This window comes from Deinococcus sp. QL22, assembly GCF_023370075.1.
Classification (GTDB): Bacteria; Deinococcota; Deinococci; order Deinococcales; family Deinococcaceae; genus Deinococcus.
Map to the genome: position 1 here is coordinate 2,453,255 of NZ_CP097149.1, position 14,676 is coordinate 2,467,930.

14 protein-coding genes are annotated in these 14,676 nt (G+C 62.6%); 2 read left to right on the plus strand and 12 right to left on the minus strand.

Features of this window, described 5'->3' with window-relative positions; genetic code table 11:
- Positions 1 to 12: 12 nt before the first annotated feature.
- The 8 genes from M1R55_RS12340 to M1R55_RS12375 form a co-directional block, all read right to left on the minus strand.
- A complete protein-coding gene (locus M1R55_RS12340; RefSeq protein WP_249392050.1) occupies positions 13 to 213 on the minus strand; it encodes a hypothetical protein in 201 nt (66 codons plus the stop codon).
- 12 nt (positions 214 to 225) lie between these two features.
- On the minus strand, positions 226 to 1,974 hold the full coding sequence (locus M1R55_RS12345) for a S8 family serine peptidase (protein ID WP_249392051.1): 1,749 nt from the start codon (positions 1,972 to 1,974) through the stop codon (positions 226 to 228).
- 324 nt (positions 1,975 to 2,298) lie between these two features.
- Positions 2,299 to 3,870, minus strand: a complete 1,572-nt coding sequence (gene pruA, locus M1R55_RS12350) for an L-glutamate gamma-semialdehyde dehydrogenase (RefSeq protein WP_249392052.1) — start codon at positions 3,868 to 3,870, stop codon at positions 2,299 to 2,301.
- 73 nt (positions 3,871 to 3,943) lie between these two features.
- Entirely contained in the window at positions 3,944 to 4,162 is a 219-nt protein-coding gene (locus M1R55_RS12355) for a hypothetical protein (protein ID WP_249392053.1), read from the minus strand.
- A gap of 4 nt (positions 4,163 to 4,166) precedes the next feature.
- Positions 4,167 to 5,099, minus strand: coding sequence for a proline dehydrogenase family protein (locus tag M1R55_RS12360; RefSeq protein WP_249392054.1), 933 nt, complete (start codon positions 5,097 to 5,099; stop codon positions 4,167 to 4,169).
- Entirely contained in the window at positions 5,096 to 5,776 is a 681-nt protein-coding gene (locus M1R55_RS12365; protein WP_249392055.1) for a GntR family transcriptional regulator, read from the minus strand. The genes M1R55_RS12360 and M1R55_RS12365 overlap by 4 nt, the downstream gene beginning before the upstream one ends.
- Before the next feature lie 185 nt (positions 5,777 to 5,961).
- Positions 5,962 to 6,471 (minus strand): MgtC/SapB family protein, encoded by a 510-nt coding sequence (locus M1R55_RS12370; protein ID WP_249392056.1) that lies wholly within the window; start codon positions 6,469 to 6,471, stop codon positions 5,962 to 5,964.
- Positions 6,472 to 6,563: 92 nt separating this feature from the next.
- Positions 6,564 to 6,986, minus strand: coding sequence for a hypothetical protein (locus M1R55_RS12375; RefSeq protein ID WP_249392057.1), 423 nt, complete (start codon positions 6,984 to 6,986; stop codon positions 6,564 to 6,566).
- 150 nt (positions 6,987 to 7,136) lie between these two features.
- Between M1R55_RS12375 and recO the strand changes: the two genes are divergently transcribed.
- Positions 7,137 to 7,874, plus strand: coding sequence for a DNA repair protein RecO (gene recO / locus M1R55_RS12380; RefSeq protein ID WP_249392058.1), 738 nt, complete (start codon positions 7,137 to 7,139; stop codon positions 7,872 to 7,874).
- A gap of 52 nt (positions 7,875 to 7,926) precedes the next feature.
- Here the strand turns inward: recO and M1R55_RS12385 are convergent, their stop codons facing one another.
- The gene (locus M1R55_RS12385) at positions 7,927 to 8,841 is read right to left on the minus strand and encodes an alpha/beta hydrolase (RefSeq protein ID WP_249392059.1); all 915 of its coding nucleotides are present in this window, start codon (positions 8,839 to 8,841) and stop codon (positions 7,927 to 7,929) included.
- Between the two features lie 312 nt (positions 8,842 to 9,153).
- Here M1R55_RS12385 and M1R55_RS12390 point away from each other — a divergent pair, with 312 nt between their 5' ends.
- Complete coding sequence (locus tag M1R55_RS12390) at positions 9,154 to 10,707, plus strand: lycopene cyclase family protein (RefSeq protein ID WP_249392060.1); 1,554 nt, start codon at positions 9,154 to 9,156, stop codon at positions 10,705 to 10,707.
- A gap of 128 nt (positions 10,708 to 10,835) precedes the next feature.
- On the opposite strand, the gene M1R55_RS12395 is transcribed toward M1R55_RS12390, so the two are convergent.
- The 3 genes from M1R55_RS12395 to M1R55_RS12405 all read right to left on the minus strand — a co-directional run bounded on the left by M1R55_RS12395 (position 10,836) and on the right by M1R55_RS12405 (position 14,542).
- Positions 10,836 to 12,173 carry an aspartate aminotransferase family protein gene (locus M1R55_RS12395; RefSeq protein WP_249392061.1) on the minus strand — a complete coding sequence of 446 codons (1,338 nt, stop codon included), beginning with the start codon at positions 12,171 to 12,173 and terminating at the stop codon, positions 10,836 to 10,838.
- 89 nt (positions 12,174 to 12,262) lie between these two features.
- Positions 12,263 to 12,772, minus strand: coding sequence for a DinB family protein (locus M1R55_RS12400; RefSeq protein ID WP_249392062.1), 510 nt, complete (start codon positions 12,770 to 12,772; stop codon positions 12,263 to 12,265).
- A 192-nt stretch (positions 12,773 to 12,964) separates the two neighbouring features.
- Positions 12,965 to 14,542, minus strand: coding sequence for an L-glutamate gamma-semialdehyde dehydrogenase (locus M1R55_RS12405; RefSeq protein ID WP_249392063.1), 1,578 nt, complete (start codon positions 14,540 to 14,542; stop codon positions 12,965 to 12,967).
- Between the last annotated feature and the right edge of the window lie 134 nt (positions 14,543 to 14,676).

Here is a 14,676-nt window from a genome sequence, read left to right on the forward strand (position 1 = left end):
AGGAATTTGAGTTTAAATTAAGGTGGGGCCATGCACATTCGGGCCGACGTAGCCAGCTTCGCGCCTCGAATCGTCGTTGCTGTCCATCGCCCTGTTCAGGCGGGCTTGCTGGCGGGCAAAGTAGGCCATGATTCCCAAAAACAACACCAGAAACGGCAGTCCCATAGAGGTCGCCTCCCTGCCCGCAGCGTAGCAGGCAGAGAGGCGGGGCATGTCAGCCGGGGTTTACTGCACGGAGATGGCCTTGAGCGGGTTCACCAATCCGTGCCCGAAGTTGTTGTCCTTGCCTGCCGTACCCAGGTCGGTGGCGGTAGAGGTGAGCAGATTTAGCAATCCGGTGTTGGTGAGGGTGGGTTTGGCGGCCCAGACCACGGCGGCGGCGGCGCTGACGTGCGGCGTGGCCATGCTGGTGCCGTCGAAGTAGGCGTAGTCTGCGCCCGTCACACTGAGGGTGGCGGTGGGGGCAGTGGTGGGAGTAATGGCGGCCAGCAGCGCCTCACCGTCAACCTGAGTGATGCCCACGACGGGAGTGGTGTAAGCATTGGTCAGGCCGATGCCGGGTGCGCCCGCTGCGTTGTTGTAGATCAGGACGCCGATTGCACCGTTGCGAACTGCGTTGGCAGTTTTTTCTTCAAAGGTGCAGGTGCCGCGCTTGATCAGGGCAATTTTGCCGTTGATGGCGGCACTGTTGGCGGTGGTGCCGCAAAATTCGTTGTTGGTGCCGCCTGCAACGACTACCGTACCCGTCACGGTTCCCTTGCCACTCAGGTCGGCGCTGGTGACTTCGGTGAAGTTGCGGCTCAGTGCAGTCACGCTGGCTGCCGTGCCTTTGCCCAATGGCACGCTGCTCAGCACACTGACGCCGGGGCCGACCAGATCAACTTGGGTACCAAAGTTGCTGAAGCTGGCCTTGGCGTTGTTGGCGTCTGTTGCACCAATGCCGACCACATTGGTATAGGCAGCAGGATAAGACACCGCCGCGCCGTCATTTCCGGTGGCTGCGATGATCAGCACGCCTTTGTTATGGGCGGCGGTGTAGGCCCGCTGTTCAGTCTGGCTGGCCCGGCCTCCGCCCAGAGACAGGCTGATCACCACTTTGCTTTCTGTCCCGCCCTGCCCCTGAGATGTAAGCCGCGCCGCGCACCAGTTCACGCCGTTGATGATGCCGCTGCTGCTGCCGCTGCCACTGTCGCCCAGCACGCGGGCCATATACAGGTTTACGCCCGTAGCCACCCCGATCACGCCGCCCGCATCCATTCCCGGTTGTTTGGCTGCTGCGCCTCCGCCCAGTTGGGCAAACACGGTTCCGGCCACATGCGTGCCGTGCCCATCCACGTCGTTTAGTTTGTAGGGGTCTTCGCGGTTCACGTCGGTGGTCACGAAGTTCTTGTAGCCTTTCAGCTTGCGTGCAAATTCCGGGTGGTTGGCGTCAATGCCCGTGTCGCCTATGCAGACCGCGACGCCTACCCCGGTCTTGCCCTCGGCCAGCAGTTGCGGCACACCCAGTGCGTTGTCGCCCCAGGTGTATTCACCGCTGGGATTAAAGATTGCCTGCGCCTTCAAAGCCTGAGAGGACAGAGCAGGGCTGCCGCCTTCGCGGGTCAGGCTGCCACTTGGCCCGCCGAGTGCGTGATGCACGGCTTCCAACTCCACGTATTCCACATTCGGATTGGCCTTGAGTGCCGCCAGCGCGGAAGGCGACAACTGAACGGCGGCGGCGCTGATGTCGGCCCACTGCTGCTTCAGAGTTCCCCCTGCGGCAGTCACCGCCTGCGCCTGCAACACGGCCTGAGCCTCCAACGCCTGTGTATCTAAACCCTGCGCATTCAAAGGACTTTCCTTGAAGCCCACCAGATAGTTGCCACTGGAAGATAAGTCGGGCGTGCTGGCGTCGGGCGCGGCGGCATTCTGCTGAGAGCAGGCGGCCAGCGAGAGGGCGAGGGTGGCAGCAAGCAGGGCACGGTTCAGTGACATCAGACTTCTCCTTGGATCATACGGGGGGATGAACAAAAGACCCATGTCAACGCCCGGTACAAGCTCGAGCGTGAGAGTGGGAACCGAAATCAATTTGGAACTTGGGCCGGATGCTATACCGCAAGTCAGTAGCTCATCTGTATTTGTCTAGATAACATTACACTCGGTACAATAAAGGTGAGATAAGCCCCTCTATGTAAGAATTTTCGTAGAGCAGCTTGCCAATTTTTACCCAAAAGGAGGGTTCCCCTGGCCGCCTCTGGATGAGGACAAGCTGGGGAACTTGATTGGTTTAGAGTTGAGTTGGCAGAGGCGGCAGCAAATTTACCAGCGTTCTGTCACCGTCTTCAGTTGCATAAAGTTGGCGAGGTAATCCGGGCCACCTGCCTTGCTGTCCGTACCGCTCATGTTGTAGCCGCCGAAGGGCTGCACGCCCACGATGGCCCCCGTAATTTTGCGGTTGAAGTACAGGTTTCCGGCTTCGAACTCGTTGCGGGCCTGCTCCAGGCGGGCACGATCACGGCTGCACACGCCTCCCGTCAGACCGTATTCGGTGGAATTGGCGATCTCCAGCGCATGATCCCAGTCGCGGGCGCGGATCACTGAAATGACTGGCCCAAAGATTTCTTCCTGTGCGATGCGGGCGTCGGCGGGCACGTCACCAAAGATGGTGGGCTGCACGTAGTAACCCTGCTTGCCGCCATGTTCGCCGGGGGTTTCGCCGCCCAGCAGCAACTTGGCCTCGCCCTTGCCGATGCCGATGTACTTCCCGATCTTCTCAAACGATTCTTCGTTGACCACGGCGGTCACGTTGGCGTTGTCTTCGCCCGTGCCCACCCGCAGCTTCCCGGCGCGTTCTACGAACTGCCCCACCACGTCGTCATACACGCTGTCTACCACGATCAGGCGACTCATGGCGCTGCATTTCTGGCCGTTGAAGCCGAATGCGCCCTGCACGGCGGCGGTCACGGCGGTTTCAATGTCTGCTGTTTCGTCCACGATCATGCCGTCTTTGCCGCCGAGTTCCAGAATGACTTTCTTGATCCACTTCTGGCCGGGCTGCACTTTGGCGGCCACTTCGTTGATGTGCAGGCCCACGCCGCGCGATCCCGTGAAGGTGATGAAGCGCGTCCTAGCGTGCGTCGTCAGGTACTCGCCCACTTCCTCGCCCACACCGGGCAGGAATTGCAGCACACCGGCGGGCAGGCCCGCTTCCAGCATGATGTCGGTCACGAATCCGGCGATCAGGCCCGAATCTTCGGCGGGTTTGGCAATCACGCAGTTGCCCGCCACGATGGGCGCGGCCAGCATGCCCAGGTAGATCGCGCAGGGAAAGTTCCACGGGCTGATGCTGACGCCCACGCCGATGGGCATGAACATCAGCCCGTTTTCCTCGCCCTCGTACCACGTGGTATCGGCGGCCCCGAAGCCCGAATATTTCATGGCAGTGCGGGCGTAATATTCAAGGAAATCAATCGCTTCGGCCACTTCCACATCGGCCTCGGCGTAGTTTTTGCCCACTTCGATGCTCATCAGGGCGCAGGCTTCCAAGCGGCGGGCTTTCAGCAGGGCGCTGGCCTTCAGCAGAATGCGGGCGCGGGTGTCGGGCGTCCACTTTTTCCACGACTCGAACGCCTTCCACGCGCCGTCCAGCGCCTTCTGTGCGTCGTCTACGGTGGCTTTGGCTGTGCTGCCCACAATTTCAGACGTATCGCAGGGGTTGATGGAATCCAGCTTTTCAGCGGTGTCCACGCGCACGCCGTCAATAATCAGCGGGTAGTGCTTGCCCACCAGTTCGGCGCGAACTTTTTTCAGTGCGGCTTGGTAAGCCGTTACGTTGTCGGCCTGCGTAAAGTCGATGAACGATTCGGGGCGGTAGTCTTGGATTTTCAACATGATGGCTCCTAAGTTGGGTGCTTGACTGAGCGATGTAGAGGTATTCGCGTGTAGAGATAGTAATTTTTGAGCTTTATGGCCTCATAAAGATGATGGACTTGATATTTCCGCAAAGGCCAGATACCTCATCAATGTGGAAGTGCTTGCCAATAACTTCTGGATTTGAGGCCAACGACTCAAGCATTTCAATTAAATGTTTGCGGGCGTTGTCATTCAATTGAATAATCAAGTCATGTTCTTCTGTAAAATTAGCTTCGAAATCATAAATATCGAGACCATCCGGAGCTTGCATAGACTCACCCCTTCAGCATGCCGCGCAAGACGAACATCACGTTCGCCGGACGCTCGGCAATGCGGCGGCTGAAATACGCGTACCAGTCGCGGCCATACGGGATATAGGCACGGACGCGGTAGCCCTGCGCGGCCAATTCTTTTTGCAAGTCGCGGCGAATGCCGTACAACATCTGAAACTCAAACGCAGCTTTAGAAATACCGTGCGCCAACACGAAATGCTGCACGTCGGCAATGATGGTTTCGTCATGCGTGGCGACATTCACGTAGTTGCCCGCCTTCAGGTGCGCGTACACCAACTTGCGGTAATTGGCGTCTACGTCGGCCTTCACGGGCATCGCCACCGATTCGGGTTCGAGGTAAGCGCCCTTGACGATTCGCAGATTGGGGCGCAGATCATCGAGGCTGTTGCGGTCAGCTTCAGCGCGGTAGAGGTAGCTTTGCAGCACCGTTCCCACTTGCTGCGCTCCGAATTCGCCCACCAGCACGCGGAATTGCTGGAGTGTCTGGTCTACGCGGGGGTGGTCTTCCATGTCTAAGCACACGAAGCCGCCGTATTCCTTGGCCTTGCTGATGATCCGGCGGGCGTTGGTCAGGCCTAAATCCTGTCCGTCCACGGTCTGGCCCTGCCCGATGCTACTGAGTTTCACGCTGACATACGGCTTGATGCCCTCGGCGCGGGCAGCGTCCAGCAGGTGCAGCACCTGAGCCGCAAACTCGTTGGCCTTTTCGGGCGAGGCCACGAACTCGCCCAGCAGATCGAGGTTGCTGAGAATGCCGTCGGCGGCCAGTTCGTTCACGGCGGCAATGGCGGTCTGGGCACTTTCGCCCGCCACGAAGCGCTGGGCCACGCTCCAGCCCCGCGAGCGCACCAGGGATTCGATCTGTTTCTGACCCGAAACGGTCAGGACGGCTTTGCGGTACAGCTGGTCAATCATAGGAGGTCTCCAAGGTTTTGCATGACGAGGGCGGCGAAAGTTCGGACGTGCAGGCGGGCGGCGGCTCTGGCCCCATCCGCATCACGCGCCAGAATGGTTTTGAGGATGGCGGCGTGCTGGGCGGCGGTTTCAGGGTGGGCGTTGTATGTACGGGTCTGGTGCTTGATCAGGGCCACCCGCTGTTCCAGGTCGCGGGCAAGGTCGCTCAGCGCCCCATTGCGTGCGCCCAGCGTGATGGCGCGGTGGAAGGCCAGATCCAGCCGGGTCTGGGTACGGTATTCGCCGTCTACAGAGGCGTTCAGCTCATCCAGTGCGGCGCGCAGAGCGTCGGCGTCGGTGGGGGTGTGCTGCGCGGCAGCGAGGGCTGCGGCCAGGCCATCCAATTCCTCGCGCACCACGTAGGCATCACGGGCCTCAGCCGCCGTCATGGTTCGCACGCGCACGCCTTTGTTGGCTTCGGCCACCAGCAACCCATCTTGCACGAGCCGCATCAGGGCTTCCCGAATCGGGGTGCGGCTGACGCCCAGTTTCTCGCCCAATTCCACTTCGCCCAACCGCTCTCCGGGCAGCAACTCGCCATCCAGCACGGCCCGCCGCAAATGGTCATACACACCGTCGCGCACCAGCGTAGGGCGGGCAAAAGACAGTACAGACGAACTCGGGGCGGGCAAGCTCATTGTGGATACTGTATACAATCTGCGGCAGTCTGACAAGGGGCAGATGGTACAGGTCTGGTGCTCTGGCGTCGGGCGGGGAAGATTCTGCAACTGTGTGAGCAAAAGAGGCCGGGCGACGGCGCTCAGCGCAAGCCCATCACTCCTCAGAACCTCGACCCCCAGACGCACTTTCTATGCCCCACGCCTCAGCCGTTCTGTCCTTCCCGGCTCTGTTCCGACGTGCTGGCCTGCCGCTTTTCGTTGCGCCCGTTCTCCCATTCCGACACGCGCCACAGCACGCCCAGCGTCAGCAAAAACAGGGCAGTCGCCCCCGTTGCCAACACATACAGATGTAGGCCGCACGCCACCCCGATGCCCGCCGTTGCGAGCAGGCCCGCCGCTGTGGTCAGGCCTTTGGCTCCCTCGCCGTGCCGATCCGAAAAGATGGCTCCTGCACCCAGGAAGCTGACGCCGCTGACCACCGCGCCCAGAATCCCGATCAGATCGAAGCGCACCTGATTGTCTTCTTTGGCAAAGGTGTTGACCAACGATTCGCCCAGCACCATGAACAGCGCGGCGCTGACGCCCACCAGAATATGTGTGCGGAGGCCTGCGCTGCGGTTGCGGCTTTCGCGCTCCCAGCCGATTGCACCGCTGAGAACGAAGGCTGCCAAGAGTCCCTGCATCAGCCGGAGTTCGGCCCAGAATCCTTCCATCCTGTCAGCTTAGGGGGCAGGTGGTTGACCCAAATCTGACACGGCTTGCCGTTTTCTTGAGGTGGCGTCAGAGGATGGTCATGCCGCCCTGCTTAACGTTCGTCCGGCGTGATGGGTTCGATGGGGAAAATTCGGTGGGCGAGGCGCTCTAGCCCCGAACGTCCGGCGCGTTGCTGGCAACACTGCGTGCCTGTGCAGAGCGTGACGTAGCGGGTGCGGCGGGCGGCCACATGCACGCGGTACAGCGCCGCCTCGGTGCGTGAGCGGGTGTAATGGCACAGGTCGCAGTGCAGGGCGTTTCGGGCTTTAGGGTCTAGCGGCGTAAATTCGGCCAGTTGGTCGCCCTGCACGAGGGCCAATCGTCCATCGGCCACCGGATAGAGGCCCAGCGTGAGGGGCGGCGGGGCCGGGTGGGTGGCGTCGGCTTCGTGCCCAAACAGTTCCCGGTGCGTTTCGGGAAACAGTTCGCGCAACAGGTCGCGGATGCTGTGGTCTTGAGGGCGGTGATCCTTCATGCCACGCAGTGTAAACGGTGCTTTGGGGGGCGGAAGGTGGGCTTGAGCACGCCCGGCCCTGCCGCGTCTTTTCTTGCCGCCACCAGAGCCTGAGCCCCAACCGTGCCCCCTCGCCCCGTTGTTTTGCCGCCGCCGCACTAGACTAGGCACGTGAGGTCTAGAACCGCCAACCGCAGCGGCATCGTCATTCGCCGCCGGGTCACGCCTGCGGGCGACATTATCGTGACGCTGCTGACGCCTCAGGGCAAACTGAAGGCCATTGCGCGGGGCGGGGTGCGTGGGCCGCTCGCCAGCCGCCTGAATCTGTTTCATCATGTGGGCATTCAGGTGTACCAGACGCCGCAATCTGATCTGGCCAGCGTGCAGCAAGCCGTATTGGAAGGTGCGCTACCCAAGCTGGCCGAGCCGGAGCGCTACGCCTTTGCCCACCTGATGGCCGAACTGGCCGACGCTCTGTTTCAGGAAGGCGAATTTACCGAGCAGGCCTTTGAACTATTTGCTGGAGCCCTGCGCGGCATTTCGCATCAGCCTGACCCGGAATGGGTGGCCCTGGTCATGGGATTCAAGTTGCTGGGTCTCGCCGGATTCGTGGCGCAAACGGCCCGCTGTGCCCGCTGCGGCGCAGATCAGCCCTCGCACCCCGACCCACTGGCAGGCCAGATGCTGTGCGGCAACTGCGCCAGCCTGTCCCCCTACCCCCCCGAAGCCCTCGATTTCGTACGTTATGTCGTGCGCCGAAGCGTCCGCGCCAGCATAGAAGCGCCCGTGCCCACCGAACAGCGGGCGGCGCTGTGGCGGGCACTGGAACGCTTCGTAACAGTGCAGGTGGGCAGCGTCCACAGCTGGCGTCAACTGGTGCCGCAGCCGCAAGAAGGCGTGAGGGTCTAAGAAGGGCAACAGCACCGACTAGACCTTCAGAACCTAGACTCTTAGACCCCTTTTACCGCGCCTGGTATTTCTCAATAAAGTCAATGACCTGCTGGCGCGTATTGCCCAGAAAAGTCAGAGGCCGCGCCACCGCCGCCATGATCGTCACATGGTTTACGCGGGGAATCACATTACGCGTTACGGGAATGCCCGCTGCTTTCAGGGCCGCCTCCATGTTGACGGCGTTCATCGGATATACCACGCTGTCGTTTTCGGCCACCAGCAGCAGGTGCGGGGGGGCGTCTTTGCGTACATGGCGGTCGGGCATGATGTCGGCAGGGTCGCCGCCCACCGGGAAGGCACGGGCGCTGGAGAAATCGCGGAAGTCGTAGGAATACGGCCCAGCAATGCCGATGACGCCGCGCACACTGGCGATCGGCACGCCCGCCTCACGCAGCCAGCGTTCGTTGACCACGGCTTCCACAGCATTGAACCCGCCTGCCGAGTGGCCCATCACAAACAAATTGTCGGGATTGCCGCCCACCGATTTGGCATTGTCGCGCATCCATTTCAGGGCGGCGGCAGCGTCCTGCACGTAGCTGGGGTAGCGGTTGGTGGGGGCAAGTCGGTAATTCATCACGCCTGTCACGTACCCGGCGCGGGCCAGAGATTCGCCTGCAAACTTGTGGCCTTCCTTGTCACCGCCTTCCCATGAACCGCCGTGAATAAACAGCACGACGGGCGCGTTGGTCGCGTTTTCGGGCGAATACACGTCCAGCAGGTTGCGGGTGTCGGGACCGTAGCGCTGGTCGTACTTCACAGTCAGGCCGCGAGTAGAGACGGCGCGGTTCAGCGTGCCCTGCGCGTTTTGCGGCGAGCAGGCAGCGATCAGCAGGGGCAAAGACACCGCTCCCAGCATCAGCGCGGCGGTGCGGGCGCGGCGGGGTCGGGCGGTGGGGCGAGAGGGTGAGGCGGGGGCCTTGAACATGCCCCACGCTAGCGGGTGCGGCGGCAATTTGCGGGCACCTGGGGCACACTCCGGCCTTGGGTGAAGCCTGCGCGGGCCTTGAGGATTTGCTGATGTTCTGGCAGTGGGGATTGGGGTGTGATGGTCAGGGCGAAGGGCGTCTAAGGGTCGAGGATCGAAGGGTTCAAGAAGGACTGCCGACTCAAGCTCGTGCAGTTTCAGGGGAAGGGCGGTTCAGCGGCGAGCCCGCTCCAGCACCCTCGACCCTTAGATACCCCTCCCCGAATCAATCCCCACACTCCTGCCCACTGACCCCGCGCTAGGCTGGAATGAATGCAGCACGACACGGCAGCACGCCCCCCAGAAGCCACGCCCACCAAAGACAGTCCCATGACCGATGTCTTGGTGATCGGCGGCGGCCCGGCGGGTGTGGCGCTGGCAACCGAACTCGCGGTGCGCGGCTTACAGGTGCGCCTCGTGGCCCCGCATCCGCCCCAGCGTTTTGCGCCCACTTACGGCGCGTGGCTGGACGAATTGCCCGCCTGGGCACGCGCCTGCACCGCCGACGTCTGGGCCGATGTGCGGGCCTATACCGGGCCAAAAGCCACTGCCCTCACGCGCCCTTATGCCCTGCTGGACAACGCCGCCCTGCTGAATTCCATGCTGGCTCGCGCCGGAAAACGGCTGACCTGGACGCAGGGCACGGTTATTCGTGCCGATTCTCGCCCCAGCCCCGGCGCGTTGCTGCTGGCACACGGCACGGCAGGCGAACGCTGGCCTGCCCGCGTAATCGTGGATGCGGGCGGGCACGGCGGCACCCTCACGCGGCCCACACATCCGGGCGGCGCGGCCCTGCAAACGGCCTACGGCATCACAGCTACCTTTGCCCACCCGCCCAGCGCACCCGGCGCGATGGTCTGGATGGACTGGCGGCAGCCCCCCTCCGTATCGCTGGACGCCGCCCCTACTTTCCTGTACGCCATGCACCTCGGTGGGCAACGGTACTTTGTGCAAGAAACCAGTCTGGTGGCCCGCCCCGGCCTAACGCGCACCGAGTTGGAAGCCCGCCTGCACGCCCGCCTCAACGCAGCTGGCACGCCGCCGAGCAACATAGAATTTACCGAATGGGTGGCCTTTCCCATGAATACGGCGGCCCCCGAACCCGGCCCCGTATTGGCGTTTGGCGCGGCGGGCGGCTTGGTGCATCCGGTCAGCGGCTTTCAGGTATCAGGCGCGCTGGCCGATGCTCCGCGGGTGGCTCAGGCCATAGCCAACGCCCTGCCCGACGCGGAAGCTGCCACCCGCGCCGCGTGGCACGCCCTCTGGCCTCCCGAACGCCGTGCCGCCCGCGAACTCGGCCTGATGGGACTGGACGCCCTGCTCAGGCTTCCGGCAGACGGCCTCCCTGCCTTCTTTCACTCGTTCTTCAGGTTGTCCGCCGTGCACTGGCACGCATTCCTGGCCCCGCGCACGCCCACGCCCACGCTGGCCCGAACCATGCTGCGTGTATTTGCCCACGCGCCCAATTCGGTGCGTTTGCGCCTGGTGGAAGCAGCGGTGGCAGCCTCTGGGGTCAGCCTGCGGGCACTGGGATCTGTCCTCTCCCAGCCGTCCATAAATATGGCCTTGACCTTTTCCCCGACGGGTCTTCATGCTCATGCTTCAGGCTCAGGTATGACCCAACCCGAACAGAGCCAGCGTGAAGACCAGCACGAAATTGTGGAAGACGGCATGCAGGGAGCTACGGGCAGCGCCGACGCCAATGGCCTTGACCCGAACGTAGATCGTGAGGAAAAGCTGGCTGAACTGCGCGAGAATCTGGCGGATATGACGCATGACGAAGGGCAGAAGCTGGAAGAAGCCAAGACCGAAATCGCGTCGGAATAGGCCATGTTTTTGACTTTTTGAGGTTACGACACGGCTAACTTGTTCCAGATGAAACCGCCCCAGACTTGCTTGATGAGCAGGAATCTGGGGCAGTTTTGTGCAGGTGATTCGGTTCAGCCAGTGCTGCTCTAGCCCGCCGCGCCCAACGCCCCATCCAGCGCCGCCAGCATTTCCCCCACCTCTGCCGCCGAGATACTCAGCGGTGGCCCCAGCAACAAGTGATCGCCGCGCACGCCGTCGACTGCGCCGCTGCCGGGGTAGGTGATCAGGCCGCGTGCCCGTGCAGCGGCGGCCACCCGTTCGGCCAGACCGGGAGTTGCGTAGGCTTCCTCGGTGGCCGGATCGCCCAGCACCATCCCCAGCAACAGCCCCTGCCCCCGCACTCCCAGCACTTGTGGGTGCCGGGCCCGCAGTTCGCGCAGTCCGGCCAGCAGTTGTGCGCCGCGCTCCTGTGCCGGCGCCACCAAGTTTTCCCGCTCCACGATGTCCAGCACGCTCAGGCCCGCTGCCACGCTGACCGGGTGGCCCGCGTAGGTAAAGCCGTGCTTGAATGCGCCGCTGCCGCCCATCACGGTGTTGTAAATGTCGGCGCTCGCCATCAATCCGGCCAACGGTGCGTAGCCTGCCGCCAGCCCTTTGCCCAGCACCACGATGTCAGGCGTCACCTGGTCGTCAAGACGCACGGCCAGCGGCGTCCCGCATCGGCCCATGCCGCTCATGACCTCATCGGCAATCAGGAGCACGCCGTATTCCCTGCAAATGGCGTGCAGGCGCGTATGGTAGCTCGCCCCCGGCGTCAGCGCCGCATCCGACGCGCCAACCACCGGTTCCACCATCACCGCCGCCACCGACTCTGGCCCCGCCGCTTCCAGCACGGCCCGCAGGCGTTCGGCGTCGGCTTCCCCGCTCAGTGTGGGGTCAGGCTTGGGCATTTTGGGCCACGCTTCCTCGCGCATCAGGGGCAGATACAGGCTGCGGCGTGCACCCATGCCGCTGGCTGCCAGCGCCCCCAACGACGCCCCGTGATAGCTGGGAATCCGGGTCACTACCTTATATCTGCCCGTGTCGCCCCGCTCGGCGTGATACTGCCGCGCCAGTTTTATGGCGCTCTCGGTGGCCTCCGAACCGCCCGATACAGCCCAGAACCGGAAGTCGGGCAAGTCCAGAAAGGCGGCCAGCCGGGAGGCGTATTCCTCCAGCACAGGGGACGTGAACTGCGAGCCGTGAACGAACGCCAGAGCGCGGGCCTGCGCCGCCATCGCCTCGCCTACCTCGGCCCGCCCATGCCCAATGTTCGCCACCAATGCCCCGGAACTGCCGTCCAGATAGCGCTTCCCCTCTGAATCGTACAGATACACGCCTTCGCCCCGCACGGCCAGAGGGTAGGTCTTGCTGGAACGGTAGAAGACGCTGGATGTGGAGGGCTGAATGGGTTGATCGGCGGGTGTTGGGGCGGTCTGGGTCATGGTTGGGGCCTTTTTGGAAAGAGAGAGAGGCTTGGACAACGATGTTTTCAGCTTTTTCTACTACCCACTGCCCACAACCCACTCCCCGATCACCATGTATCGCCGCCGCCCGCCGGAGGCCACGCCCCAAGTGCTTGGCGCACGGTCACAATTTGCCCGAAGTGGTGCGCCGTGTGCAGGGCCATATCTGCGAGCAGTTCACCGATGGTTTCCTCGTGATTTACGGGGCTGGCAAGGTCGGGGCGTGCGGCGTGGGGGTCTATGCGGGCCAACAACTCGTAAAAGTCGTTGCGGGTGCGCCGCCAATCCGATGCTTGTACCAGCGGCCACGTTTCGGCAGCGTGGGCGGGGTAGGGCTGGGCGCGGCCTTCCTCGATAATCGCCAGCATCCAGCGGTTCCACCAGTTCACGTGCGCCAGCAGTTCGGCCACGCTGTGCGGCAAGTTCTGGGGGCGCTGGCAGGCCGTTTCGGCGTCCAGGCCCGACAGGGTAGCTTCCACGCCCACAAAGGCCTGCCCGCCGCGAAATAGCTTGGGCAGCAGGCGGGCAAAAGCGATCTGGGCGCGTTCGTTGCGGTCTGGGGTGGGGGCGTCGGTCATGGGAATAGTTTAGGTTGTGGGGTGGGTCTAAGGGTCTAAGGGTCTAAGGGTCTAAGGGTCTAAGGGTCTAAGGGTCTAAGGGTCTAAGGGTCTAAGGGTCTAAGGGTGACTCGTGAAAGTTGGCCTTTGCTGATGCCGTGCAGCTTTGGTTCTGGCCGTTCTTAGACCCTTGACCCTTAGACAATCTTTTCCTCAGTACTTCTGAGCAATCGTCTTCGTCTGCAAAAACCAGAACAGGTAATCCGGGCCGCCCACTTTGGCATTGGTGCCGCTCATGCCGTAGCCGCCAAAAGCGTGTGTGCCCGACAGTGCGCCTGTGCATTTGCGGTTGATGTACAGATTGCCCACATGCATCCGCCGCCGCGCCTCGCTGATTTTGTGGGGATCGCGGCTGTAAAAGGCGGCGGTCAGCCCGTAGTCCGAATCGTTGGCGAGGTCTATGGCGTGCTGCCAGTCGCGGGCGCGGGAAAAGGCCAGCACGGGGCCAAAGATTTCGTCTTGAAACAGAGGATCGCGGGGGTCGACATCGGCAAAGATGGTGGGGGAGACGTAGCCGCCCTGTCTGTCCCCCACCTCAGGAGTATCGCCGCCCAGCACCAGCCGCGCCGTCTTCTGTCCAGCTTCTATCGCCCGCCCAATGCGCTCGGCACTTCCAGCATGAATTACTGGCCCTATTGCTCCGTTGTCTTCCGGCAGGCCGACCTTCAGGCCCCGCGCCAGTTCGGTTACGCGGTTCAGCAGGTCGTCGTACACGCTGTCTTCGGCAATGACCCGGCTACACGCGCTGCACTTCTGGCCTGCGTAGCCAAATGCGGCTTGCACGATGCCTTTGGCGGCGGCTTCTATGTCTCCGTCGGCGCACACCACCGTCGGGTCTTTGCCGCCCATTTCGGCCATCACGCGCTTGATCCAGCGTTGGCCGGGCTGCACTTTGGCGGCGCGTTCCACGATCCGGCAACCGATTTCCTTGCTGCCCGTAAAGGCGATCATGCGGACGCTGGGGCTGTCTACAAGGGGGTCGCCCAGCACATCGTCGGTTCCGGTCAAGAACTGCACGGTGTTTCTGGGCAGGCCCGCCTCGAACAGCAGTTCCAGCATCAGCAGGCTCGACAGCGGCGTTTCACTGGCAGGTTTCCAGATCACGGTATTGCCCGCCGCGAGCGCACCCAACGCCATGCCCAGCGGAATGGCACTCGGAAAATTCCACGGGCTGATACAGACCACCACGCCCAGCGGTTCGTACACGGTGGTCACGTGTTCGTCGGGCATGGGATACACGGGTTTTCCCTCGGCCCAGCGCAGAGTTTCGCGGGCAAAGACTTCAAAATGATCCACCGATTCGGCCACTTCTCCATCGGCTTCGGCCCAGTTTTTGCCGTTTTCCAGCGTCATCACGGCGTTGAATTCCATGCGCCGCGTCCTCAGCAGTTCGGCGGCCCGCTTAAAAATACTGGCCCGCTGGAAGGGGTCAGAAAAGCGCCATGTTTGGAAGGCCTCTTGCGCGGCGGCAATAGCGGCGTCCCGCTGCTGGGCGCTCGCGTTGGGGAAGCACCAGACCACTTCGCGGGTGTCGGCGGGGTTGCGAACCTCGTATGCGTCGCCGCCTTCTCTCCGCTCGCTGCCGATGTACAGCGGAAAAGTGCGGCCCACGTACTGCTCCCGGACTTTTGTAAAAGCCTCGCGCTGGGCCTGCGCCACGGCGGGCTGAGTAAAGTCGTGGTACGGCTCATGTTCAAAAGGCAGAAAGCCTGCCATCAGGTGTGCGGTCATGGATGCCCCCTTTTGGGTGGTGCTGCTGGTCGTGGTACTCGTTCTGGCTGGTCTGGCCCAGAGGTTAACACGCCGCCCCTGAGCCCGCAAAACCCTTCTCAGACGCAATATTTTGGCCCCAGGTCTTTGATGAG

What these genes read in the sequence shown, in the direction of transcription:
- M1R55_RS12375 (WP_249392057.1), bottom strand. Translation starts at nt 6,986, where the DNA reads ATGAAGGATCACCGCCCTCAAGACCACAGCATCCGCGACCTGTTGCGC.
- M1R55_RS12340 (WP_249392050.1), bottom strand. Translation starts at nt 213, where the DNA reads ATGCCCCGCCTCTCTGCCTGCTACGCTGCGGGCAGGGAGGCGACCTCT.
- M1R55_RS12385 (WP_249392059.1), bottom strand. Translation starts at nt 8,841, where the DNA reads ATGTTCAAGGCCCCCGCCTCACCCTCTCGCCCCACCGCCCGACCCCGC.
- M1R55_RS12400 (WP_249392062.1), bottom strand. Translation starts at nt 12,772, where the DNA reads ATGACCGACGCCCCCACCCCAGACCGCAACGAACGCGCCCAGATCGCT.
- M1R55_RS12390 (WP_249392060.1), top strand. Translation starts at nt 9,154, where the DNA reads ATGCAGCACGACACGGCAGCACGCCCCCCAGAAGCCACGCCCACCAAA.
- M1R55_RS12345 (WP_249392051.1), bottom strand. Translation starts at nt 1,974, where the DNA reads ATGTCACTGAACCGTGCCCTGCTTGCTGCCACCCTCGCCCTCTCGCTG.
- M1R55_RS12370 (WP_249392056.1), bottom strand. Translation starts at nt 6,471, where the DNA reads ATGGAAGGATTCTGGGCCGAACTCCGGCTGATGCAGGGACTCTTGGCA.
- M1R55_RS12355 (WP_249392053.1), bottom strand. Translation starts at nt 4,162, where the DNA reads ATGCAAGCTCCGGATGGTCTCGATATTTATGATTTCGAAGCTAATTTT.
- M1R55_RS12405 (WP_249392063.1), bottom strand. Translation starts at nt 14,542, where the DNA reads ATGACCGCACACCTGATGGCAGGCTTTCTGCCTTTTGAACATGAGCCG.
- M1R55_RS12365 (WP_249392055.1), bottom strand. Translation starts at nt 5,776, where the DNA reads ATGAGCTTGCCCGCCCCGAGTTCGTCTGTACTGTCTTTTGCCCGCCCT.
- M1R55_RS12360 (WP_249392054.1), bottom strand. Translation starts at nt 5,099, where the DNA reads ATGATTGACCAGCTGTACCGCAAAGCCGTCCTGACCGTTTCGGGTCAG.
- M1R55_RS12395 (WP_249392061.1), bottom strand. Translation starts at nt 12,173, where the DNA reads ATGACCCAGACCGCCCCAACACCCGCCGATCAACCCATTCAGCCCTCC.
- pruA (WP_249392052.1), bottom strand. Translation starts at nt 3,870, where the DNA reads ATGTTGAAAATCCAAGACTACCGCCCCGAATCGTTCATCGACTTTACG.